Origin of the sequence: Pseudomonas grimontii (assembly GCF_007858185.1) — a bacterium.
Taxonomy (GTDB): Bacteria; Pseudomonadota; Gammaproteobacteria; order Pseudomonadales; family Pseudomonadaceae; genus Aquipseudomonas; species Aquipseudomonas grimontii.
The window spans coordinates 237,100-257,111 of record NZ_VFES01000004.1; the positions used below are offsets into that span (position 1 = coordinate 237,100).

At 62.1% G+C, this 20,012-nt stretch carries 24 protein-coding genes; 9 read left to right on the plus strand and 15 right to left on the minus strand.

The window, feature by feature from the left end; all coding sequences use genetic code 11:
• Positions 1-19 precede the first annotated feature (19 nt).
• From lolA to cysG, 5 genes are read left to right on the plus strand one after another with little or no spacing between them, the layout of a single operon-like run.
• Positions 20-643, plus strand: a complete 624-nt coding sequence (gene lolA / locus FIV39_RS09485; protein WP_016975527.1) for an outer membrane lipoprotein chaperone LolA — start codon at positions 20-22, stop codon at positions 641-643.
• A 27-nt stretch (positions 644-670) separates the two neighbouring features.
• On the plus strand, positions 671-1,993 hold the full coding sequence (locus FIV39_RS09490) for a replication-associated recombination protein A (RefSeq protein WP_090402839.1): 1,323 nt from the start codon (positions 671-673) through the stop codon (positions 1,991-1,993).
• A complete protein-coding gene (gene crcB, locus FIV39_RS09495) occupies positions 1,993-2,367 on the plus strand; it encodes a fluoride efflux transporter CrcB (protein WP_027606345.1) in 375 nt (124 codons plus the stop codon). Before FIV39_RS09490 ends, crcB begins: the two co-directional genes overlap by 1 nt.
• Before the next feature lie 16 nt (positions 2,368-2,383).
• Positions 2,384-3,664 (plus strand): serine--tRNA ligase, encoded by a 1,281-nt coding sequence (gene serS / locus FIV39_RS09500; protein ID WP_065927075.1) that lies wholly within the window; start codon positions 2,384-2,386, stop codon positions 3,662-3,664.
• A complete protein-coding gene (gene cysG, locus FIV39_RS09505; protein ID WP_090402841.1) occupies positions 3,665-5,059 on the plus strand; it encodes a siroheme synthase CysG in 1,395 nt (464 codons plus the stop codon).
• A gap of 131 nt (positions 5,060-5,190) precedes the next feature.
• Here cysG and FIV39_RS09510 read toward each other — a convergent pair whose 3' ends face one another.
• From FIV39_RS09510 to tusD, 6 genes are all read right to left on the minus strand, one after another.
• On the minus strand, positions 5,191-6,186 hold the full coding sequence (locus FIV39_RS09510; protein ID WP_090402843.1) for a glutathione S-transferase family protein: 996 nt from the start codon (positions 6,184-6,186) through the stop codon (positions 5,191-5,193).
• Positions 6,187-6,274: 88 nt separating this feature from the next.
• Positions 6,275-7,276 (minus strand): glycosyl transferase family protein, encoded by a 1,002-nt coding sequence (locus tag FIV39_RS09515; RefSeq protein WP_090402846.1) that lies wholly within the window; start codon positions 7,274-7,276, stop codon positions 6,275-6,277.
• Positions 7,273-7,608: a TusE/DsrC/DsvC family sulfur relay protein gene (locus tag FIV39_RS09520; RefSeq protein ID WP_090402848.1), complete on the minus strand. Its 336-nt coding sequence runs from the start codon at positions 7,606-7,608 to the stop codon at positions 7,273-7,275. The genes FIV39_RS09515 and FIV39_RS09520 overlap by 4 nt, the downstream gene beginning before the upstream one ends.
• Positions 7,605-7,883 carry a sulfurtransferase complex subunit TusB gene (gene tusB / locus FIV39_RS09525; RefSeq protein ID WP_090402850.1) on the minus strand — a complete coding sequence of 93 codons (279 nt, stop codon included), beginning with the start codon at positions 7,881-7,883 and terminating at the stop codon, positions 7,605-7,607. Before tusB ends, FIV39_RS09520 begins: the two co-directional genes overlap by 4 nt.
• Positions 7,883-8,233, minus strand: a complete 351-nt coding sequence (gene tusC / locus FIV39_RS09530; protein WP_090402852.1) for a sulfurtransferase complex subunit TusC — start codon at positions 8,231-8,233, stop codon at positions 7,883-7,885. The genes tusB and tusC overlap by 1 nt, the downstream gene beginning before the upstream one ends.
• 1 nt (position 8,234) lies before the next feature.
• A complete protein-coding gene (tusD, locus tag FIV39_RS09535; RefSeq protein ID WP_090402854.1) occupies positions 8,235-8,627 on the minus strand; it encodes a sulfurtransferase complex subunit TusD in 393 nt (130 codons plus the stop codon).
• A 157-nt stretch (positions 8,628-8,784) separates the two neighbouring features.
• Between tusD and FIV39_RS09540 the strand changes: the two genes are divergently transcribed.
• Complete coding sequence (locus FIV39_RS09540; protein ID WP_090402856.1) at positions 8,785-9,960, plus strand: CaiB/BaiF CoA transferase family protein; 1,176 nt, start codon at positions 8,785-8,787, stop codon at positions 9,958-9,960.
• A gap of 96 nt (positions 9,961-10,056) precedes the next feature.
• Here the strand turns inward: FIV39_RS09540 and FIV39_RS09545 are convergent, their stop codons facing one another.
• Positions 10,057-10,551: a SprT family zinc-dependent metalloprotease gene (locus tag FIV39_RS09545; RefSeq protein WP_027606355.1), complete on the minus strand. Its 495-nt coding sequence runs from the start codon at positions 10,549-10,551 to the stop codon at positions 10,057-10,059.
• A gap of 129 nt (positions 10,552-10,680) precedes the next feature.
• On the minus strand, positions 10,681-11,283 hold the full coding sequence (locus FIV39_RS09550) for a Yip1 family protein (RefSeq protein WP_090402858.1): 603 nt from the start codon (positions 11,281-11,283) through the stop codon (positions 10,681-10,683).
• A gap of 264 nt (positions 11,284-11,547) precedes the next feature.
• Between FIV39_RS09550 and ttcA the strand changes: the two genes are divergently transcribed.
• Positions 11,548-12,372 (plus strand): tRNA 2-thiocytidine(32) synthetase TtcA, encoded by an 825-nt coding sequence (gene ttcA, locus FIV39_RS09555; protein ID WP_090402860.1) that lies wholly within the window; start codon positions 11,548-11,550, stop codon positions 12,370-12,372.
• A gap of 80 nt (positions 12,373-12,452) precedes the next feature.
• Positions 12,453-13,124 (plus strand): DNA-3-methyladenine glycosylase I, encoded by a 672-nt coding sequence (locus FIV39_RS09560; RefSeq protein WP_053128532.1) that lies wholly within the window; start codon positions 12,453-12,455, stop codon positions 13,122-13,124.
• 38 nt (positions 13,125-13,162) lie between these two features.
• Here the strand turns inward: FIV39_RS09560 and FIV39_RS09565 are convergent, their stop codons facing one another.
• Genes FIV39_RS09565 through arsC form a run of 3 tightly spaced genes read right to left on the minus strand, consistent with a single transcriptional unit; the run spans position 13,163 to position 14,515 of the window.
• A complete protein-coding gene (locus tag FIV39_RS09565) occupies positions 13,163-13,567 on the minus strand; it encodes a DUF2069 domain-containing protein (protein ID WP_090402862.1) in 405 nt (134 codons plus the stop codon).
• Positions 13,551-14,165, minus strand: coding sequence for an NAD(P)H:quinone oxidoreductase (wrbA, locus tag FIV39_RS09570; RefSeq protein ID WP_090402864.1), 615 nt, complete (start codon positions 14,163-14,165; stop codon positions 13,551-13,553). The genes FIV39_RS09565 and wrbA overlap by 17 nt, the downstream gene beginning before the upstream one ends.
• On the minus strand, positions 14,162-14,515 hold the full coding sequence (gene arsC / locus FIV39_RS09575) for an arsenate reductase (glutaredoxin) (protein WP_090402866.1): 354 nt from the start codon (positions 14,513-14,515) through the stop codon (positions 14,162-14,164). The genes wrbA and arsC overlap by 4 nt, the downstream gene beginning before the upstream one ends.
• A 115-nt stretch (positions 14,516-14,630) precedes the next feature.
• On the opposite strand from arsC, the gene FIV39_RS09580 reads away from it, so the two are divergent.
• A complete protein-coding gene (locus FIV39_RS09580; protein ID WP_090402869.1) occupies positions 14,631-15,092 on the plus strand; it encodes a TlpA disulfide reductase family protein in 462 nt (153 codons plus the stop codon).
• Positions 15,093-15,140: 48 nt separating this feature from the next.
• Here the strand turns inward: FIV39_RS09580 and FIV39_RS09585 are convergent, their stop codons facing one another.
• From FIV39_RS09585 to FIV39_RS09600, 4 genes are all read right to left on the minus strand, one after another.
• On the minus strand, positions 15,141-15,545 hold the full coding sequence (locus FIV39_RS09585; RefSeq protein WP_090402871.1) for an META domain-containing protein: 405 nt from the start codon (positions 15,543-15,545) through the stop codon (positions 15,141-15,143).
• Positions 15,542-15,982: a hypothetical protein gene (locus FIV39_RS09590; RefSeq protein WP_027607327.1), complete on the minus strand. Its 441-nt coding sequence runs from the start codon at positions 15,980-15,982 to the stop codon at positions 15,542-15,544. The genes FIV39_RS09585 and FIV39_RS09590 overlap by 4 nt, the downstream gene beginning before the upstream one ends.
• Before the next feature lie 71 nt (positions 15,983-16,053).
• Positions 16,054-17,043: a 2-hydroxyacid dehydrogenase gene (locus FIV39_RS09595; RefSeq protein WP_090402873.1), complete on the minus strand. Its 990-nt coding sequence runs from the start codon at positions 17,041-17,043 to the stop codon at positions 16,054-16,056.
• A gap of 60 nt (positions 17,044-17,103) precedes the next feature.
• Positions 17,104-19,857 carry a response regulator gene (locus FIV39_RS09600; RefSeq protein WP_090402875.1) on the minus strand — a complete coding sequence of 918 codons (2,754 nt, stop codon included), beginning with the start codon at positions 19,855-19,857 and terminating at the stop codon, positions 17,104-17,106.
• Positions 19,858-20,012: the final 155 nt, after the last annotated feature.

Below are 20,012 nucleotides of genomic sequence, written 5' to 3' on the forward strand. Positions count from 1 at the left end.
CGACTCAATGAGGACTCCCATGCGTCTTATCCGCATGCTGTTGTTGCCGGCACTGGCCCTGACCGCTGTTTCGGCCCACGCTGACCCGGCCTCCGTTGCCAGCCTGAAGAACCTGTTGGACAAATCCCAAACCCTGACCGCGCGCTTTTCCCAGCTCACGCTGGATGCCGGCGGCACCCAGTTGCAGGAAACCGCTGGCGAGATGGCCGTGCAGCGCCCAGGGCTGTTCTACTGGCACACGGAAGGCAAGGCCGAGCAGACCATCGTCTCGGACGGCCAGAAAGTCACGCTGTGGGACCCGGACCTGGAGCAGGCGACCATCAAGAAGCTCGACCCGCGCCTGAACCAGACTCCGGCGCTGCTGCTGTCGGGCGACGTGTCGAAAATCAACGACAGCTTCGACATCACCTCCAAGCAGACCAGCAACGTGATCGAGTTCACCCTCAAGCCGAAATCCAAGGACACGCTGTTTGACACGTTGTCCCTGTCGTTCGGCAACGGCGTGATCAATAACATGCGCCTGGTAGACAGCGTCGGCCAGCGCACCGATATTCTGTTCTCCGGGGTCAAGGCCAACCAGCCGGTACCGGCGTCCAAGTTCAAGTTCGACATCCCCAAGGGTGCCGACGTGATCCAGGAATAAACTGCCCAGAGGTTTCAAACGCTGCCCATGGATCTGTTTCGAAGTGACCCGATTGCCCAGCCTTTGGCCGCGCGCTTGCGCTCGACCAACCTGGATGAGTACGTCGGTCAGGAACACCTGCTCGCTCGCGGCAAGCCTTTGCGCGAAGCCCTGGAGCAGGGTGCACTGCACTCGATGATTTTCTGGGGGCCGCCGGGCGTGGGTAAGACCACCCTGGCGCGGCTGCTGGCAAAAGTCTCGGATGCGCACTTCGAAACGGTCTCGGCCGTACTGGCCGGGGTCAAGGAGATCCGCCAGGCTGTCGAGGTGGCCAAGCAGCAGGCTGGGCAGTACGGCAAGCGCACCATCCTGTTTGTCGATGAAGTGCATCGCTTCAATAAGTCGCAGCAGGATGCGTTTTTGCCGTATGTCGAGGACGGCACGCTGATTTTTATCGGTGCTACCACCGAGAACCCTTCCTTCGAATTGAATAACGCCTTGCTCTCGCGTGCGCGGGTCTACGTGCTTAAAAGCCTGGACGAAGCCGCGATGCAAAAGCTGTTGCACCGCGCCTTGAGCGAAGACAAGGGCCTGGGCAAGCGCCAGCTGAGTCTCAGCGACGAAGGCTTCAAGATCCTGCTCACCGCCGCAGACGGCGACGGTCGCCGCTTTCTCAACCTGCTGGAGAACGCCTCCGACCTGGCCGAAGACGGCAGCGAGATTGGCGTCGAGCTGCTGCAAAGCCTGCTCGGCGATACGCGTCGGCGTTTCGACAAGGGCGGCGAAGCCTTCTACGACCAGATTTCGGCGCTGCACAAATCCGTGCGCGGCTCCAACCCGGACGGCGCGCTGTATTGGTTTGCGCGCATGATCGACGGCGGCTGCGACCCGCTGTACCTCGCCCGTCGCGTGGTGCGCATGGCCAGCGAAGACATCGGTAACGCCGACCCACGCGCCCTGAGCCTGTGCCTGGCCGCCTGGGAGGTGCAGGAGCGCCTCGGCAGCCCGGAAGGCGAGCTGGCGGTGGCCCAGGCCATCACGTACCTGGCCTGCGCGCCGAAAAGCAACGCGGTGTACATGGGCTTCAAGTCCGCCCTGCGTGCGGCCGCCGAACACGGCTCCCTCGAAGTGCCGCTGCACCTGCGTAATGCGCCGACCAAGTTGATGAAACAACTGGGCTACGGTGATGAATACCGCTATGCCCATGATGAGCCGGACGCCTATGCCGCCGGCGAAGACTATTTCCCCGACGAGCTTGAGCCGCAGCCGTTCTATCAGCCGGTGCCTCGTGGCCTGGAGCTGAAGATCGGTGAAAAGCTCAATCACCTCGCCCAACTCGACCGCCTCAGCCCCAAACAGCGGAGAAAGTAGTGTTCAAGACGATTCTTGCCGTGTCCGCAGCCGGCATCGCTGGTACATTATTGCGTTTCGCCACCGGTACGTGGGTGAGCGCCAATTGGCCGAAGCATTTTTATGCAGCGACCCTGGCGGTCAACCTGGTGGGTTGCCTGATCATCGGCTTGTTGTACGGCTGGTTCCTGTTGCGCCCGGAAGTACCGATTGAAATTCGCGCCGGCTTGATTGTCGGCTTTGTAGGCGGTCTGACGACCTTTTCATCCTTTTCACTGGATACGCTGCGCCTGCTGGAAAGCGGGCAGGCCCTGGTCGCCTTCGGGTACCTGGGCATCAGCGTGTTCGGCGGGCTGCTCGCCACCTGGGCCGGCCTGTCCTTGACCAAACTTTGATAAACGAGAGACCGACATGCTCGATTCCAAACTGTTACGTAGCAACCTTCAGGACGTAGCGGACCGCCTGGCATCCCGTGGCTTTGCCTTGGATGTTGCGCGCATCGAAGCGCTGGAAGAACAGCGCAAGACCGTCCAGACCCGCACCGAAGCACTGCAGGCTGAGCGGAATGCGCGTTCCAAATCCATCGGTCAGGCCAAGCAACGCGGCGAAGACATTGCGCCGTTGATGGCGGACGTCGAGCGCATGGGCACCGAGCTGTCCGACGGCAAGGTCGAGCTGGAAGGCATTCAATCCGAGCTGGATTCGATCCTGCTGGGCATCCCCAACCTGCCGCACGAGTCCGTGCCGATTGGCGAAGACGAAGACGGCAACGTCGAAGTGCGCCGCTGGGGCACGCCAACGGCGTTTGATTTCGAGATCAAGGACCACGTCGCCCTGGGCGAATTGACTGGTGGCCTGGATTTCGAAACCGCCGCCAAGATGTCCGGTGCGCGTTTTGCCTTGCTGCGCGGCCCGATTGCGCGGATGCACCGTGCCCTGGCGCAGTTCATGATCAACCTGCACACCGGCGAACACGGTTACGAAGAGGCTTACACCCCGTACCTGGTGCAGGCGCCGGCGCTGATGGGCACCAGCCAGCTGCCGAAGTTCGAGGAAGACCTGTTCAAGATCAGCCGCGATGGCGAAGCCGATCTGTACCTGATCCCGACCGCCGAAGTGTCGCTGACCAATATCGTTGCCGGCGAGATCCTCGACGCCAAGCAACTGCCGCTCAAGTTCGTCGCCCACAGCCCGTGCTTCCGCAGTGAAGCCGGTGCGTCGGGTCGTGACACCCGCGGGATGATCCGCCAGCACCAGTTCGACAAGGTCGAGATGGTGCAAGTGGTTGAGCCGTCGACCTCCATGGACGCCCTGGAAGGCCTGACCGCCAACGCCGAACGCGTCCTGCAGTTGCTGGAGCTGCCGTACCGCGTCCTGGCGCTGTGCACCGGCGACATGGGTTTCAGCGCCGTGAAGACCTACGACCTCGAGGTGTGGGTACCCAGCCAGGACAAATACCGCGAGATTTCGTCGTGCTCCAACTGCGGTGATTTCCAGGCCCGGCGCATGCAGGCGCGTTTCCGTAACCCGGAAACCGGCAAGCCGGAGCTGGTGCACACCCTCAACGGTTCGGGCCTGGCTGTAGGCCGTACCCTGGTGGCGGTGCTGGAAAATTACCAGCAGGCTGACGGTTCGATCCGTGTACCTGAAGTACTCAAGCCGTACATGGCGGGCGTTGAGGTCATCCGCTAAATGGAATTTCTGCCGCTGTTTCATAACCTGCGCGGCAGTCGTGTGCTGGTCGTCGGTGGGGGGGAGATTGCCTTGCGCAAATCCCGCCTGCTGGCTGACGCCGGCGCAGTGCTGCGGGTGGTTGCTCCCCAGATCGAAGACCAGTTGCGTGAGTTGGTGCAGGGCAGTGGCGGGGAACTGATTTTGCGCGGTTATCAGCAGGCCGACCTTGAAGGCTGCACCTTGATTATCGCGGCGACCGACGACGAGCCACTGAACGCGCAAGTGTCCAGCGATGCCAAGCGTCGTTGCGTACCGGTCAACGTGGTGGACGCGCCGGCCTTGTGCAGCGTGATCTTCCCGGCGATTGTCGACCGTTCGCCTTTGGTGATCGCGGTGTCCAGCGGCGGTGATGCACCGGTGCTGGCGCGCTTGATCCGCGCCAAGCTGGAAACCTGGATTCCCTCCACCTACGGCCAGTTGGCCGGGCTGGCGGCGCGGTTTCGTGCGCAGGTCAAAGGTTTGTATCCGGACGTGCAGCAGCGTCGGGCGTTCTGGGAAGAAGTGTTCCAGGGCCCGATTGCCGACCGTCAGCTGGCCGGGCAGGGCGATGAGGCCGAGCGTCTGTTGATCGAAAAGGTCAACGGCGCGCCACCTTATGCGCCGGGCGAGGTGTATCTGGTCGGTGCCGGCCCGGGTGACCCGGACCTGCTGACCTTCCGGGCCCTGCGCCTGATGCAGCAAGCCGATGTGGTGCTGTACGACCGCTTGGTGGCTCCGGCGATTCTGGAGCTGTGCCGTCGTGATGCCGAGCGCATCTACGTCGGTAAACGCCGCGCCGACCACGCCGTGCCGCAAGACCAGATCAACCAGCAACTGGTGAACCTGGCCAAGCAAGGCAAGCGTGTGCTGCGTCTCAAGGGTGGCGATCCGTTCATCTTTGGCCGTGGCGGTGAAGAAATCGAAGAACTGGCGGCCCATGGCATCCCGTTCCAGGTGGTACCGGGGATCACCGCAGCCAGTGGTTGCGCGGCCTATGCCGGGATTCCGCTGACCCATCGCGACTATGCACAGTCGGTACGCTTTATCACCGGGCACTTGAAGAATGGGACGTCGGACCTGCCTTGGAGTGACCTGGTAGGGCCGTCGCAGACCTTGGTGTTCTACATGGGCTTGATTGGCTTGCCGATCATCTGTGAGCAACTGATCAAGCACGGTCGCGCCGCGGATACCCCGGCGGCGTTGATCCAGCAGGGCACCACGTCCAACCAGCGCGTGTTTACCGGCACTCTGGCGGACCTGCCGCGCATGGTGGCGGAGCATGAAGTGCATGCGCCGACGCTGGTGATCGTCGGTGAGGTGGTGGTGTTGCGCGAGAAGCTGAAGTGGTTTGAAGGTGCCCAGTCACAAGTCTGAGCACCTGCACACACACTTCAATTGTAGGAGCGAGCTTGCTCGCGAAAATCGTCAACGATAACGCGCCCACCCTGAATGCACGCGGTGTTTTTGAGTTCTTCGCGAGCAAGCTCGCTCCTACGGGTTTTGTATCAGCTCCAAACGCCTTTGCTGGTTAGCTTCACTCGATCATGCCCGGCATCAAACGCCTGCAACGGCCCCTTCGGTACAATCCCCGTCGGGTTGATCGTGCGGTGGCTCGCATAGTAATGCCCCTTGATGTGCTCGAAATCCACCGTCTCGGCCACGCCCGGCCACTGATGCATCTCCCTCAACCAGTTCGACAGGTTCGGGTAATCGGCAATCCGCCGCACATTGCATTTGAAGTGGCTGTAATACACCGCATCAAAACGAATCAGCGTGGTAAACAACCGCACATCCGCTTCGGTCAGGTACTCGCCAGCCAGGTAGCGATGGTCGCCCAAGTGCTGCTCCAGGTGATCGAGTTCGGCAAACACATCATCAAACGCGCTTTCATACGCGTGTTGTGAGGTGGCAAAGCCTGCGCGGTACACGCCATTGTTCACGGCCGGGTAGATCCGCTCGTTCAGCGCATCGATGGTCGGGCGCAGTGCCTCGGGGTAGAAGTCCAGGGTGTTGCCGGTCAGCCCGTTGAACGCGCTGTTGAACATGCGGATGATCTCCGCCGATTCATTGCTGACGATGCGGTTGAGCTTCTTGTCCCACAGCACCGGCACGGTGACGCGACCGGTGTAGTCGGCGGTGTCGGCGGTATAGCGCTGGTGCATGAATTCGAAACCATCGAGCTTATCGCCGGTGGAGCCTTGGGCCTTGTCGAAGGTCCAGCCGTTTTCCAGCATCAGCCAGCTGACCACGGACACGTCGATCAAGCTTTCCAGGCCCTTGAGCTTGCGCAGGATCAGGGTGCGGTGGGCCCATGGACAGGCCAGGGACACGTAGAGGTGATAACGACCGGCCTCGGCCTTGAAGCCGCCTTCGCCGCTGGGTCCAGGCTGGCCATCGGCGGTCACCCAGTGGCGGCGCTGTGCCTGTTCCCGCTGGAAAGCGCCATCTGCGCTACTTTCGTACCACTGGTCTTTCCAGTGTCCTTCGATCAGCAAACCCATGACTGGCTCCTTGGCTAATAAGCGTTGGAGCCCAGTCTAAAGGGATGAGTTCGAACTAAAAGCGCAAAGACCGGGCGTGAATGATCGATTAAATCGATTTGTCCCGAGCGTCCCAATATTGCCGGGCTAATTCGAACGCCTGTTCCCGTGAGTGACCGAGGCCGCGCAGAGCCAGGGCCATGGTGGCGATCAGCGCCAGTTGTGGGTAGCTGTCCTCTACGTCGCCGCGCCACACGGCCTTCAAGTGCTCCGGCTCCAGGGTTGCCGGCTTGACGTGGCGCTGGTCGGAGAGGGCGGGCCATTCTTCATCCCAGCTTTCGCCACCGGTGGTGCCGTAGAGGTGGCTGATCGTGTCGGGGTTGATCTCGACTTCGCCGCCGTCGCCCTTCACCACAATCACATGGTCGCCGAGCAGGCCGCTGGCATCGCGGTGCACGCCCTGGTAACCGGGGTGGAAAATGCTTTGCAGGCCGCAGCGCGCATTCAGCGGGTTGAGCAGGCGCGCCAGGGAGTGGATCGGCGAGCGTAGGCCGAGGGTGTTGCGCAGGTCGATCATGCGTTGCAGTTGCGGCGCCCAATCGCCCAGCGGGATAAACGCCAGGTTGCCTTGTTCAAACGCGGTCCCGACCTGCTGCCAGTTGCGGCATAACGGAATTTGCAGGGTTTGCAGCAATTGTTCGGTGTACAGCCGGCCCGCCGTGTGTGCGCCGCCGCCGTGCATGAGGATGCGCACGCCATTTTGCGCCAGGCACTTGGCCGCCAGCAGGAACCAGGGCAGGTGGCGTTTCTTGCCGGCGTAGGTCGGCCAGTCGACATCCACATTCAGTGCCGGGGCGTTCAGGCGTTCGCGCACGGCTTCGGTAAAACCGGCGAGTTCTTCCGGGCTTTCTTCCTTGTGGCGCAGCAGCATCAGGAAGGCGCCGAGCTGGGTGTCTTCGACTTTTTCGTCGAGCAGCATGCCCATGGCTTCGCGGGCCTCGTCGCGGGTGAGGTTGCGCGCGCCGCGCTTGCCTTTGCCCAGGATGCGCACGAACTGCGCAAACGGATGCTCGGCAGGGGTTTCAAGGGTCAGTGGGGCAAAGTCGGTCATAAGCAATTCGTCGGCCGGGGCAGGCCCGCCAGCTTGGCGGCGAGTTTGGCGGGAGTGCCGTTGAACAGTGTGTTGAGGTGCAGGCTGTTGCCCTTTTGCGGGCCCAATTTCAAGGCGGTGTACTTGATCAGCGGGCGCGTGGCGGGGGACAGCTGGAATTCGGCATAGAACTGGCGCAGCAATTCGAGGATCTGCCAATGCTCCGGGGTCAATTCCAGGCCTTCGGCGGCGGCCAGGGCGTTGGCCACCTCAGGGGACCATTCGTTCAGGTCGACGAGGTAACCGTCCTTGTCCAGATCCAGGGTGCGCGCGCCTACGGTCAGGGTGTTCATAGCCAGGTGTTGACCTTGCTGTAGTCGAGCGACAGCTGCACGAAACCCGGGTAGTCCACGCTGTCGGCCCAGTCGGGCAGCGGCAGATTGCGCGCCAGCATGTCTTCGGCCAACACAAAGACCTTCACGCCCTTGGTGTGCAGGGCTGGGTTGTGCAGCCCGTAGGCGCCATCGCCGCAAAGCAGGATCGCATCCTCGGCGCCACAGATACGCAGGCAACTGGCGAGGCGGCTATCGGTAAAAGGAGAGTGAGATACCACATGTAAAGTCGACATCAGAGGGTTATCACCTGGTCGTAACGGTCAATCAGCCTGGAGATCGCCTCGCTGTCCAGCGACTGGGCATTGGCCGGCTGTGTCAGCCCGCGCTCACCCAGGCTGTGGCTGCAGGCGAACACGTCATCGATGCCGAACAGGCCCAATGCCTGCAGGTTAGCGCCGAGGTCCTTTTGCTGCACGGCCTTGGCGTCCTGGTGCGGCGCCAGTTGGAACACGCCGTCATCCATGAACAGCACGCCGATCGGCAGATCAAACGCGCCCCCGGCCAGCACGATATCCAGCGCTTCGCGCGCGCTCGGCCCGGCCCATGGCGCCTGGCGGCTGATCACTAACAAGGATTTGGACATGTCACGGCCCTCCAAAACAGATCAGGCGGTCGGCGGCCTGGGCGGCGTCGTGCAATTGTCCCAGGCCTGACAGCGCCCAGGGCGCACCCAGGTTGGCCGCGCTGCGTTGATAGCGGGTGGCTTCCTCGGCGTTAAGCACGCCACGACGCAAGGCGGCGGCGATGCACACCACGCCGTCGAGCTGATGCGTGCTGACCAACTCGCGCCATTGGCGGGCGATGTCCTGCTCATCCTGGGGCGCAACGATGGTGTTGGCGGCGCTGTAGACGCCATCCTGATAGAAGAACAGCCGCACAATCTCATGCCCGCCGGCAAGCACCGCCTGGGCGAACAGCAAGGCGCGGCGCGAGGAGGGCGCGTGGGCGGCGGAAAACACTGCAATCGCAAACTTCATGGAACACTCTGCAAGCAAACGTGGGCCAATGATAAAGCCGCCGCCGCGAAAAAGCCCGCCGTGATCAAAACGGTCACCCTCGATGATCGTTCTGACGATTGCCGGTATGCGCCAGGCTGCCTAGTCTGTGTGAATTCGAAACCCAAATGGAGTCCCCATGTCAGGTCCCTTGGCGTCCCTTAAAGTGTTGGATTTTTCCACCTTGCTGCCCGGCCCTTTTGCCTCCTTGATGCTGGCGGACATGGGCGCCGAGGTACTGCGTATCGAATCGCCCACGCGCGTGGACCTGCTGCGGGTGCTGCCGCCCCATGACCAGGGAACTTCGGCCAGTCATGCCTACCTCAATCGCAACAAGCGCAGCCTGGCGCTGGATTTGAAGCAGGCCGAAGCGTTGGAGATCGTGCGCGCACTGGTCAAGGACTACGACATTGTCCTCGAACAATTTCGTCCCGGAGTGATGGAGCGCCTGGGCCTGGGTTACGAGGCGCTGAAGGCGATCAACCCGCGGCTGATTTACGTATCGATCACTGGTTACGGCCAGACCGGCCCTTACAAGGACCGCGCCGGGCACGACATCAACTACCTGGCGCTGGCCGGGGTCGCCAGTTACACCGGCCGCCAGGACAGCGGGCCATTGCCACTGGGCGTGCAATTGGCGGACGTGGGCGGCGGTTCGCTGCATGCGGTGGTGGGGCTTCTCGCTGCCGTCATTTCCCGGCAGCAGAGCGGTGTCGGCCAATACCTGGATGTCAGCATGACCGATTGCTCCTTCAGCCTGAACGCCATGGCCGGAGCGGGTTACCTGGCCTGCGGGGTCGAGCCGGAATGGGAGAGCCATGTACTCAATGGTGGCAGTTTCTACGACTACTACCGCTCTCGGGACGGACGCTGGATGTCAGTGGGCAGCCTGGAACCGGCCTTCATGCAGCAATTGTGTGAAGCGTTGGGGCGCCCGGAACTTGCCGCGCAGGGTTTGAAGCCAGAGCAGCAGCCGGCGCTTAAGCAGGCCTTGCAGGTGGAATTCGAGAAGCGCAGTTTCGAGCAATTGTGCGAGTTGTTTGCCGGGGTGGATGCCTGCGTGGAACCTGTGCTGACGCTGAGTGAGGCCGTGGCCCATCCGCAGTTAACGGCGCGGGCGCTGGTCAGCCAGGTGCCCAGGGGCGATGGCTCGAGCCAGGCGCAGATAGCCTGCCCGTTGAAATTCTCCGAGGGTTTGCCAGCGCCCCGGCACATTGGCGCCGCCGTGGGCGCGCACAGTGATGACGTATTGGCGGAGCTGGGCTTGAGCCCACAGCGCATCAGCGAGCTGCGCAGCTCCAAGGTGATTATGTAGTGGCTGGGCGGACGCTATCGGGAGCAAGCCCCCTCCCACATTTTGATCGTATTCACAGGCCTGAATGTGGGAGGGGGCTTGCTCCCGATGAGGCCTTTATTCCACCCTGGTTTCGCCGGTAAACACCAATGTCTGCCGACAGCGCCGACACAGGTACCGCCGCCCCTGAGCCACCATGCCATGGCGTTGCGACGAAAACGGAAAGTCACTGTCCGCACACGGGCAACGGTAGATATAGCGGGTCACCTGGCGACGCTTCACGGCATAGGTGTGGCAGCGGTCCGGCGGTAGTTCATAGACCCCACGCATGATCAGTTGCCATTCCTCGCCATGGGGCTGGATGCGTTCGCCGAACAATTGGTGGGCAATCAGGTGCGCCACCTCATGGGCCACGGTCTGTTTCAGGAAGTGTTGGCTGTTTTCTCGGTACAACTGTGGGTTGAAGCGCAGCAGGTTCTCGTGCAAATGCGCGACACCGGCCTTCTGGCCCCGCAGCTTGAGGCTGACCTGGGGGCGTTTGAAGCTTCGTTTGAAAAAGGATTCGGCTTGCAGGAAACAATCTTCGACGCGGGTATTGAGTTGCTCGGGCATGCTGTACATATCTCCAGAGACATGCAGTATGCCGCAAAGCTGGGTGTTTCCGAATCTGTCAGGCGCCGAATGGTCATTCATCACGCACAAAGCCACCTTGCGGTGGCCTTGCCTTCACGGTTGGACGCGTCAGTTAGTGTAGATCGGGCCTACGCCCAGGCCCCAGACAATCACGGTAAACGCCATGATCGCTACCAGCACCACCAGGCCCACGGCCAGTACCGAGCTGGAAAACAGGAAGCCTTCGTCGGGATCGATGCTCATGAAGGTCGGCAGCCCCACGTACAACAGGTAGACCGTGTAGCAAATCGCTGCCGTGCCCACCACCATGCCCAGCCACATATGCGGATAGAGCGCCGCCAGCCCGCCGATGAACAGCGGTGTCGCGGTGTAGGTGGCAAAGGCCACGCAACGCGCCATGCTGGGGCTGGCGTCGTAGGTACGGGCCATCCAGTGAATGAACGCGCCCATTACCGCCACGCCGCCGAGCATGGCCGCGTACGACATGAGGGTCATCCACAGCGCACTTTCCTGGGTCAACATGACCGGCGCGCGGTTGCCGATGACCCAGCCGACCTGGGTGGTACCGATAAACGCTGATACGGCGGGGATCGCCGCGAGAATCAGGGTGTGAGTGAGGTACATGTGGCCGATGCTTTCTTCTTTATCGCCACGAATTTCCCGCCATTCCTGGTCGGGATGGGTAAACAGCCCCACGACGTGATGGATCATGCCAGTCACTCCTGTCGTTATTACCATCGCCCCCCATCGGAGCGCCCACGGGCCAAATGGCCACAAAGGTCTGGATATATGTGTGCGACCTCAAGTCGCAGTATAGGAAGGGATGACCGGAATAACTGTAGGGCCTTTAGAGCAAATTGCGCTGTAAACAGGGGTCCTAATCGCGGCGGGGTCTTTTACTGTTAGCCCTTTAGCTGTTTTTTTTGCGTAAAATACCCGGCTTTTCGTCACACACCTCCTGCGGATCCAAGCGCCATGGGCACTCTTACGGTCAACCAGAACAAACTGCAAAAACGCCTGCGCCGCCTGGCCGGTGAGGCGGTCGCCGATTTCAACATGATCGAGGACGGCGACAAGGTCATGGTCTGCCTCTCCGGCGGCAAAGACAGCTACACCATGCTCGACGTGCTGTTGCACCTGCAAAAGGTCGCGCCGATCAAGTTCGAGATCGTTGCCGTCAACATGGACCAGAAACAACCGGGCTTCCCCGAGCACGTGCTGCCTGCGTACTTGAAGGCGCTGGGCGTTGAGTACCACATCGTCGAAAAAGACACCTACTCGGTGGTCAAGGAACTGGTTCCTGAAGGCAAGACCACCTGCTCGTTATGCTCGCGCCTGCGCCGTGGCACGCTCTACACCTTTGCCGATGAGATCGGTGCAACCAAGATGGCCCTGGGTCACCACCGCGACGATATTGTCGAGACCTTCTTCCTCAATATGTTCTTCAACGGCTCGCTCAAGGCCATGCCGCCCAAGCTGCGTGCCGATGACGGGCGCAACGTGGTGATCCGCCCGCTGGCGTATTGCAACGAGAAGGACATCCAGGCCTACTCCGACCTCAAGCAATTCCCGATCATCCCGTGCAACCTGTGCGGCTCCCAGGAAAACCTGCAGCGCCAGGTGGTCAAGGAAATGCTGGTGGATTGGGAGCGCAAGACCCCCGGGCGTACCGAAAGTATCTTCCGCAGCCTGCAGAACGTGCAGCCGTCGCAATTGGCCGACCGCAACCTGTTCGACTTCACCAGCCTGAAAATTGATGAGACTGCCGCGTCGCGCTTCGTCAATGTTGTGAACCTCTGAGCTCATTCAACGCTCTGACACACGGCGCTTGCGGGCGCCGTTTTCAATTCAATTGCCAGCATTCAACAGCAGGAGAGGGCATGCGTGATTACAAGTGGCTGCACGAATACTGTCTGAACCGCTTCGGTTCAGCGGCCGAGCTGGACGCCCACCTGCCGGTGCCCAAGACTCCGGCGCAGTTACGCAAGATCAGTGATGATCGCTACCTGTCGACCTTGGCGCTGCGCGTGTTTCGCGCGGGCTTGAAACACAGCGTGGTGGATGCCAAGTGGCCGGCGTTCGAGCAAGTGTTCTTCGGCTTCGACCCGGAAAAAGTCGTGCTGATGGGCGCTGAGCATCTTGAGCGCCTGATGCAGGACACGCGCATCATCCGTCACCTGGGCAAGCTCAAGAGCGTGCCGCGCAATGCGCAGATGATCCTGGATATCGAGCAGGAAAAAGGCAGCTTCGGCGCATTTATCGCTGACTGGCCGGTGACCGATATCGTTGGGTTATGGAAATACCTGAGCAAGCACGGTCATCAGCTGGGCGGGCTGTCGGCACCGCGCTTCTTGCGGATGGTGGGCAAGGATACCTTTGTGCCGAGCTACGACGTGGTCGCGGCATTGAATGCGCAGAAGATTGTCGACAAGGCGCCAACCAGCCTGCGCGACCTGGCGACGGTGCAGGCCGCGTTCAACCAGTGGCATGCCGAAAGTGGACGGCCGATGTGCCAGCTGTCGATGATGCTGGCGTACACCGTCAACCATTGACCGGGGTCTATTGTGTGGCGAGCAGGCTCGCCACACAGTTACTCGGCCAACCGGCGGTTCAGTTGGTGCCGCCAGCGCACATACAGCAGCGCCGTACAAAACACCGCCAGGCTCGCCAGCATCTCCAGCACCCCGAACCACTGCCGGTTCGGGTCATACGCCGCCAGCGCGCCCTTGATGAAGTACAGGTTCACCACAAAGCACATCCACGAATGCCCGCGCGCACTGCCGACGATCATCCCCGGTGCCAGCACCAGCAGCGGTACCAGTTCGATCAGCAGGATCACCCACGGACGCGCGCCGTGCAGGTCGGCGACGAACAGGTAGTACCCGCACAGCAAACCCACCAGGGCGAAAAACGCCAGCAAGCTTAACGCGCGTGCAGCCTTGACCCGTGGCTCCAGCCACGCTTGCGGCGGTAGAACCTTAGGCTTCCTGGCCACGGCCGTTCTCCAGCAGCGTGGCGGTCTTGGCCAGGCGCAGGCCCAGGGCCCGGCACAGGGTGATTTCATGCGGGTCGAGCAGGCGTTTACCATCCGGTCCGGCATGGTGGCTGGCGCCATACGGCGTGCCGCCGCCCTGGGTGTCGAGCAGCGCCTGTTCGCTGTAGGGCAGGCCTGTGATCAGCATGCCGTGGTGCAACAGCGGCAGCAGCATCGACATCAGCGTGGTTTCCTGGCCGCCATGCAGGCTGGCGGTGGAGGTGAACACCCCGGCCGGTTTGCCGACGAGCGCGCCGGTGAGCCACAGGTTGCTGGTGCCATCGAGGAAGTACTTGAGCGGCGCGGCCATGTTGCCGAAGCGCGTCGGGCTGCCCAGGGCCAGGCCCGAGCAGTTTTTCAAGTCATCGAGGCTGGCGTACAGCGCGCCTTCGTCCGGGATGCTCGGCGCCACGGCTTCGCATTCGGTGGAGATCGCCGGCACGGTGCGCAGCCGCGCTTCCATCCCGCCTTGCTCGATGCCCCGGGCAATCTGCCGAGCCATTTCGCTCACCGAGCCATTGCGGCTGTAATACAACACCAGCACATACGGCGTAGTCACGACAGGATCTCCAGCACGTTCTCTGGCGGGCGGCCAATGATGGCTTTATCGGCGGTTTCCAGGATCGGGCGTTCCATCAGCTTGGGGTGTTCGGCGATGGCGGCAAGCAGTTGCGCTTCGCTGAGGCTGGCATCGGCCAGGTTGAGGGCCTTGTATTCGTCTTCGCCGGTGCGCAGCAGTTGGCGTGCGCTGATACCCAGCTTGGTCAGCAGCGCCTTCAATTGCGCGGCATTCAGCGGGGTTTCCAGGTAACGCACCACGGTTGGGGCGAGGCCTCGGGCTTCCAGCAGTTCAAGCGCACCGCGGGATTTCGAGCAGCGCGGGTTGTGATAAAGCGTCAGATCGGTCATGTGCGGGTCGCATCTTGCGTAAGGTGGCGGGTATTCTACCCGCGCGGCGTCCTGTCCTTAAACCGTAAGAGGCGATAGGTCGCAGCCAACGTTCATTTTTGCGAAGGATTACCCCATGACAAGGCGACTGATCGGTGCATTGGCGATCATCACAACCCTGCTGCTCAGCGGCTGCGGCAATGACTACGGCGTTGACCAGTACGGCCAGAAGGTCGCGGCCGAGCGCCTGGACAAACAGTGGCTGGTGGTTAACTACTGGGCGGAATGGTGTGGCCCGTGCCGCACGGAAATCCCTGAACTCAACGCCCTGGCGGAACAGTTGAAGGGGCAGGGTGTGGGGGTGTTCGGGGTTAACTTCGACAATGTGCAGGGTGCAGAGCTGAAAGAAGCCAGCGACAAGCTGGGGATCAAGTTCACCGTGCTGGCACAGAACCCGGATGGGATCTTCGACATTCCGCGCAGCGAAGCATTGCCGGTGACCTACATCATCGATGACAAGGGTAAGGTGCGCGAGCAGTTGATGGGTGAGCAGACGGCGGAAGGGGTGCTGGCCAAACTCAAGGCCTTGCGCGGCTAGAGTTGTCCCCTCCCACATTCGGGTCCCATCAATCCACAGATTGGGGAATCAGCCTTCTTCAAGCCACAGGCGAATCGGCTTGCCCTCGGCCGGCCAGAAGCGGGTCTGCTCGATCGGCGAGATGTCCCAGCGCTGTACGCCTTGCAGGGCCTGGAAGAAGCGCTGTTCCTGCTCCATCAAGGCCTCGGCGCAGAGCTTGCGGGTGCTGCCGAGCTTGCCGAAGCTGAGCTTTTCACCCTCGACGGTGTACGGCGCGAACCAGTGGTTGCAACCGCCATTGCCGTAGGCACGCCCATCGGCGCCGAGGGTGACGGTCAGGTGTGCGTAATCCATCAGCGGCCGCTCACCAATCCATTCCACCACGTAACTGTGATCCTGCTTGAGCTTGACCGCATCACCGGCGCAGCCACTCAGGGCCGCACCGACGGCGGCGAGCAGAAGCAGGCCTTTCATTGCCCGGCCTTCTGGCATTTCGGGCAGCGGTGCTTGTCGCCTTCGCTGGCCCAGCCCAGCTCGGCAATGCGCGCGTTGGCGGCCGGTTGCAGCGGCTCCTTGGTCAACTTGGTTTCCACCGCGAATTCAAACTCCAGCACAGTGTCGCAGCTGTCGCAGTTGACCTTCCAGGTGTGAATCTCCAGCTCGCCGAACTTCGGCCCGCGGGCCATGGCGACCCACTGGCCTGCAGGGCGGATGGAATAGCGTGCGTCACCTTCGACGGTAAGGCGCATGGACAAGGTTTTACTGCCGCGCAGGGTGACGATCAGCACGTCGTCATGCTTGATCGAACCACCGTTGCCGGTGACCTGGTAACGGCCCGGCACCAGGGCGCGGCATTCGATCAGGGTGTGTTGCGGGCTCAGCAAGCTGAAGCGGAAATCGTGTTCGGCCATGGATCCTCCAAATAGGCGCGGCATCCTATCACGGGTGCCCGCTGATCATGAGCCTGGTATGTGACCGCTGATCATCCTTCGACGAGGTTCTGCGCCCGGCCATCGGCCCACGCCGCAATATTGGTCAGAGTGGTGCCGGCAATCGCCGCGAGGGCCTCGCGGGTGAGGAACGCCTGGTGCGCGGTGATGATCACGTTGGGGAAGGTCAGCAGGCGCGCAAGTACGTCGTCCTGCAGGGGCAGGTCGGAGCGGTCCTCGAAAAACAGCTGGGCTTCTTCCTCATACACATCCAGCCCCAGGTAGCCGAGTTGGCCGTCCTTGAGCGCTTCGATCAGCGCCGGCGTGTCCACCAGGCCACCGCGACCGGTGTTGATCAGCATGGCGCCGGGCTGCATCTGCGCCAGGGAACGTGCGTTGATCAAGTGCTTGCTGTCGGCGGTCAGCGGGCAGTGCAGGCTGATGATCTGCGCCTGGGCCAAGAGCTCTGGCAGGCTCACATAGTCAGCGCCGAGGGCCTGGACCTGCGGGTTGGGGAACGGGTCGTAGGCGAGCAGCCGGCAACCGAAGCCCGTCATGATCCTGGCGAACGTGGCGCCGATCTGGCCGGTGCCGACCACGCCGACGGTCTTGCCCACCAGGTCAAAACCGGTGAGGCCATGCAGGCTGAAATCGCCGTCGCGGGTGCGGTTGTAGGCGCGGTGCAGGCGGCGGTTGAGGGCAAGGATCAGGGCCACCGCATGTTCGGCGACCGCGTGGGGCGAATAGGCCGGGACACGTACGATGGTCAGGCCCAGGCGTTTGGCGGCAGGCAGGTCCACATGGTTGTAACCGGCCGAACGCAGCGCGATCAACCGCGTGCCGCCCTTGGCCAGGTGTTCCAGCACCGGGGCACTGAGGTCATCGTTGATAAAGGCGCAGACCACCTCGTGGTGTTCGGCCAGGGCGACGGTGTCGAGGTTGAGCCGGGCGGGTTGGAATTGCAGTTCCAGGCCGCGCGGCAAGGGTTCGCCGAGGAAACTGTCGCGGTCGTAGGCCTGGCTGCTGAAAATAATCACGCGCATCAAAAAGCTCCCTGCAATTTACGAGTAACAAACATGCGCCTCCCTCCTATCAAATCAGGCTCAGACGCTGACCCGCGCTTCACTGGCCAGCCGTGCGATGGCCATGTCCAGCTCGTCCAGCGCGGTCATGGCCCTGGCGTCGTCCTGCTTGAGCAGGGTTTCGGCGCGTTGGCAGGCGGCGCGCAGTTGCGGCACGCCACAGTAGCGGGTGGCGCCGTGCAGGCGGTGGACGCGTTCGATCAGGGCCAGGTTGTCTTTGGCGTCGCGGGCGACGTGAATGGCCTGACGGTCGGCTTCCAGGGAGGCCAGCAGCATGGCCAGCATGTCGGCCGCCAGGTCGGTCTTGCCGGCGGCCAGGCGCAGGCCTTCCTCGTGGTCCAGCACCGGCAATTGCACGCCTGGGCCCAGGCCTTCGACGGCGCGCTCCGGCACCTGGTTGCGCAGGGCCAGGCCGGTCCATTTCAGCACCACTTGGGCCAGTTGCCGTTCGCTGATGGGTTTGGTCAGGTAATCATCCATACCGCTTTGCAGCAAGGCGCGCTTTTCGTTGGCCATGGCATGGGCGGTGAGGGCGACCACCGGCAACGGCGTGCCATGGCGCTCGCTTTCCCACTGGCGGATCGCCTCGGTGCTCTGGCGCCCGTCCATGCCGGGCATTTGCACGTCCATCAGCACCAGGTCGAAGGTGTCCTGTTTCACCGCGTCGACCGCTGCGTAACCGCTTTCCACTGCTCGTACCTGCGCGCCCATGTCTTCCAGCAGGGTCTGCACCAACAACAGGTTTGCCGGGTTGTCGTCGACACACAGCACACGCGGAGCACGGCTGGACAATGGCTCGCCCGGTTCACTGCGTGACGGCCGCGGGCTGATCAGGTCGGACAGGGCACGGCGCAGCTTACGGGTACACGCCGGCTTGGCCTGCAACTGGCTGTTGGGGTTGGGCACCGACTCGTTGAACAGCATCTGTTCGGTGGTGGGGCACAACACCAGCACTTTGCAACCCAGGTGTTCGAGGTCCCACAGGTGCTGGTTGAGGCGCTCGGGCGGAATATCGTTGGCGGTGACGCCGAGTACCGCCAGGTCGATAGCCTGCTCGGTCTGGTGAGCGCTGGTGATACCGTTGGTCAGGCTTTCCAGGGTATTGAACGGCGTCACTTCCAGGCCACAATCTTCCAATTGGTGTTGCAGGGCCTGGCGCGCCAGTTCGTGGTTTTCCAGCACCGCCACGCGATGGCCCAGCAGCGGCGCGCAGGGCAGGTCTTCGACGTCGTCGCGGGTCTTGGGCAGGTTCAGGCTGATCCAGAATTCAGAGCCTTCGCCCGGCGTGCTGTCGACGCCGATTTCACCGCCCATCTGTTCGATCAAGCGCTTGGAAATCACCAGGCCCAGCCCCGTGCCGCCGGGTTGGCGCGACAGTGAGTTATCGGCTTGGCTGAACGCCTGGAACAACGCGCGCACATCCTGGCTGGACAGGCCGATGCCGGTGTCCTGCACGCTGATGCGCAGTTGCACGCTGTCTTCCTGTTCGTCCTCGACCATCGCCCGGGCGACGATGGTGCCTTCGCGGGTGAACTTGATCGCGTTGCTGATCAGGTTGGTCAGGATCTGCTTGAGCCGCAGCGGGTCGCCCACCAGCGCCAGCGGCGTGTCGCGGTAGACCAGGCTCACCAGTTCCAGCTGCTTGGCATGGGCGGCGGGGGCGAGGATGGTGAGGGTGTCTTGCAGCAAATCCCGCAGGTTGAAGGGGATGCTGTCGAGTACCAGCTTGCCGGCCTCGATCTTCGAGAAGTCGAGGATCTCGTTGATGATGCCGAGCAGATTGTCGGCGGATTTTTCGATGGTGCCCAGGTAATCCAGTTGGCGCGGGGTCAACTCGCTTTTTTGCAGCAGGTGGGTAAAGCCGAGTATGCCGTTGAGCGGGGTGCGGATTTCATGGCTCATGTTCGCCAGGAACTCGGACTTGATTCGACTGGCCTCCAGGGCCTCCTTGCGCGCCAGGTCCAGTTCGATGTTCTGGATTTCGATGGTTTCCAGGTTCTGGCGCACGTCTTCGGTGGCCTGGTCGATGCTGTGCTGCAATTCTTCCTGGGCGTTTTGCAGGGTTTCGGCCATGCGGTTGATGCCCGAGGCGAGCTGATCCAGCTCCTGGCTGCCCAAGGGTGGCAAGCGGGTTTCCAGGTTGCCGTCCTTGAGCTGGGCCACCGCTTGTTTGATCAGGCCAATCGGCGCGTTGATCGTACGGCTGATGCGCAGGGCCAGGGCTGCGGTGCAGATCAGCCCGATGGCAATCAACAACAGGCTGGCGAACAGGCTGCGATAGCCGCGCAGCAACATGCCGTTGTGGGACAACTCCACCTCGACCCAACCGAGCAGGCGATCGGCTTCATCGGGGATCAAATCGCCCGCCAGGTTGCGATGGCGACCAAACACCGGCAGCAGGTAGCGCGTGGCGTCGTTGCCGGTGCGCTGCAACAAGTGGGAACTGTTGCCGACCGGCGGCTGGTTGAGCATGGTCGGACCCGCGTGGGCGAGGGGCGCGCGGTCCGGCGCGAGGAACGCCACGGTACGCACGTCCGTCTGTTCCAGGGATTGGGTGGCGATACGCTCCAACAGATCGGTGTTCCTGCTGCTCATGGCGGGAGCCACCAGAGGCGCCAGTTGCTCGGCGATCATTTCGCCGCGTTGCAGCAGTTGGGCCTGCAACTCCGAGAGCTGCATCCAGGTGAAGTACCCCCCCAACAACAAGGCCATCAGGCTGGTTGGTAATAAGGTCAGCAACAGTACGCGGCCTTTTATCCCCATTCTTCTAAGCACGCCACTCTCCTGCTACCACACTGATATCAATCTTCCACGCGGGCATCCGGCCCGCGCCACCTGCGCAGTGTAGCCATTTGCGCGGTCTGGAATCTTGCAAATTCATCACAGGGGGCAGTCTTCGGACCATTTGATGCCAGGTAGCGACGGCCTGT

Bases quoted from the DNA above. Each gene is read 5' to 3' on its own strand.
- lolA (WP_016975527.1), top strand. From the start codon at position 20: ATGCGTCTTATCCGCATGCTGTTGTTGCCGGCACTGGCCCTGACCGCT.
- FIV39_RS09490 (WP_090402839.1), top strand. From the start codon at position 671: ATGGATCTGTTTCGAAGTGACCCGATTGCCCAGCCTTTGGCCGCGCGC.
- serS (WP_065927075.1), top strand. From the start codon at position 2,384: ATGCTCGATTCCAAACTGTTACGTAGCAACCTTCAGGACGTAGCGGAC.
- cysG (WP_090402841.1), top strand. From the start codon at position 3,665: ATGGAATTTCTGCCGCTGTTTCATAACCTGCGCGGCAGTCGTGTGCTG.
- FIV39_RS09510 (WP_090402843.1), bottom strand. From the start codon at position 6,186: ATGGGTTTGCTGATCGAAGGACACTGGAAAGACCAGTGGTACGAAAGT.
- FIV39_RS09515 (WP_090402846.1), bottom strand. From the start codon at position 7,276: ATGACCGACTTTGCCCCACTGACCCTTGAAACCCCTGCCGAGCATCCG.
- FIV39_RS09520 (WP_090402848.1), bottom strand. From the start codon at position 7,608: ATGAACACCCTGACCGTAGGCGCGCGCACCCTGGATCTGGACAAGGAC.
- tusB (WP_090402850.1), bottom strand. From the start codon at position 7,883: ATGTCGACTTTACATGTGGTATCTCACTCTCCTTTTACCGATAGCCGC.
- tusC (WP_090402852.1), bottom strand. From the start codon at position 8,233: ATGTCCAAATCCTTGTTAGTGATCAGCCGCCAGGCGCCATGGGCCGGG.
- tusD (WP_090402854.1), bottom strand. From the start codon at position 8,627: ATGAAGTTTGCGATTGCAGTGTTTTCCGCCGCCCACGCGCCCTCCTCG.
- FIV39_RS09540 (WP_090402856.1), top strand. From the start codon at position 8,785: ATGTCAGGTCCCTTGGCGTCCCTTAAAGTGTTGGATTTTTCCACCTTG.
- FIV39_RS09545 (WP_027606355.1), bottom strand. From the start codon at position 10,551: ATGCCCGAGCAACTCAATACCCGCGTCGAAGATTGTTTCCTGCAAGCC.
- FIV39_RS09550 (WP_090402858.1), bottom strand. From the start codon at position 11,283: ATGATCCATCACGTCGTGGGGCTGTTTACCCATCCCGACCAGGAATGG.
- ttcA (WP_090402860.1), top strand. From the start codon at position 11,548: ATGGGCACTCTTACGGTCAACCAGAACAAACTGCAAAAACGCCTGCGC.
- FIV39_RS09560 (WP_053128532.1), top strand. From the start codon at position 12,453: ATGCGTGATTACAAGTGGCTGCACGAATACTGTCTGAACCGCTTCGGT.
- arsC (WP_090402866.1), bottom strand. From the start codon at position 14,515: ATGACCGATCTGACGCTTTATCACAACCCGCGCTGCTCGAAATCCCGC.
- FIV39_RS09580 (WP_090402869.1), top strand. From the start codon at position 14,631: ATGACAAGGCGACTGATCGGTGCATTGGCGATCATCACAACCCTGCTG.
- FIV39_RS09585 (WP_090402871.1), bottom strand. From the start codon at position 15,545: ATGAAAGGCCTGCTTCTGCTCGCCGCCGTCGGTGCGGCCCTGAGTGGC.
- FIV39_RS09590 (WP_027607327.1), bottom strand. From the start codon at position 15,982: ATGGCCGAACACGATTTCCGCTTCAGCTTGCTGAGCCCGCAACACACC.
- FIV39_RS09595 (WP_090402873.1), bottom strand. From the start codon at position 17,043: ATGCGCGTGATTATTTTCAGCAGCCAGGCCTACGACCGCGACAGTTTC.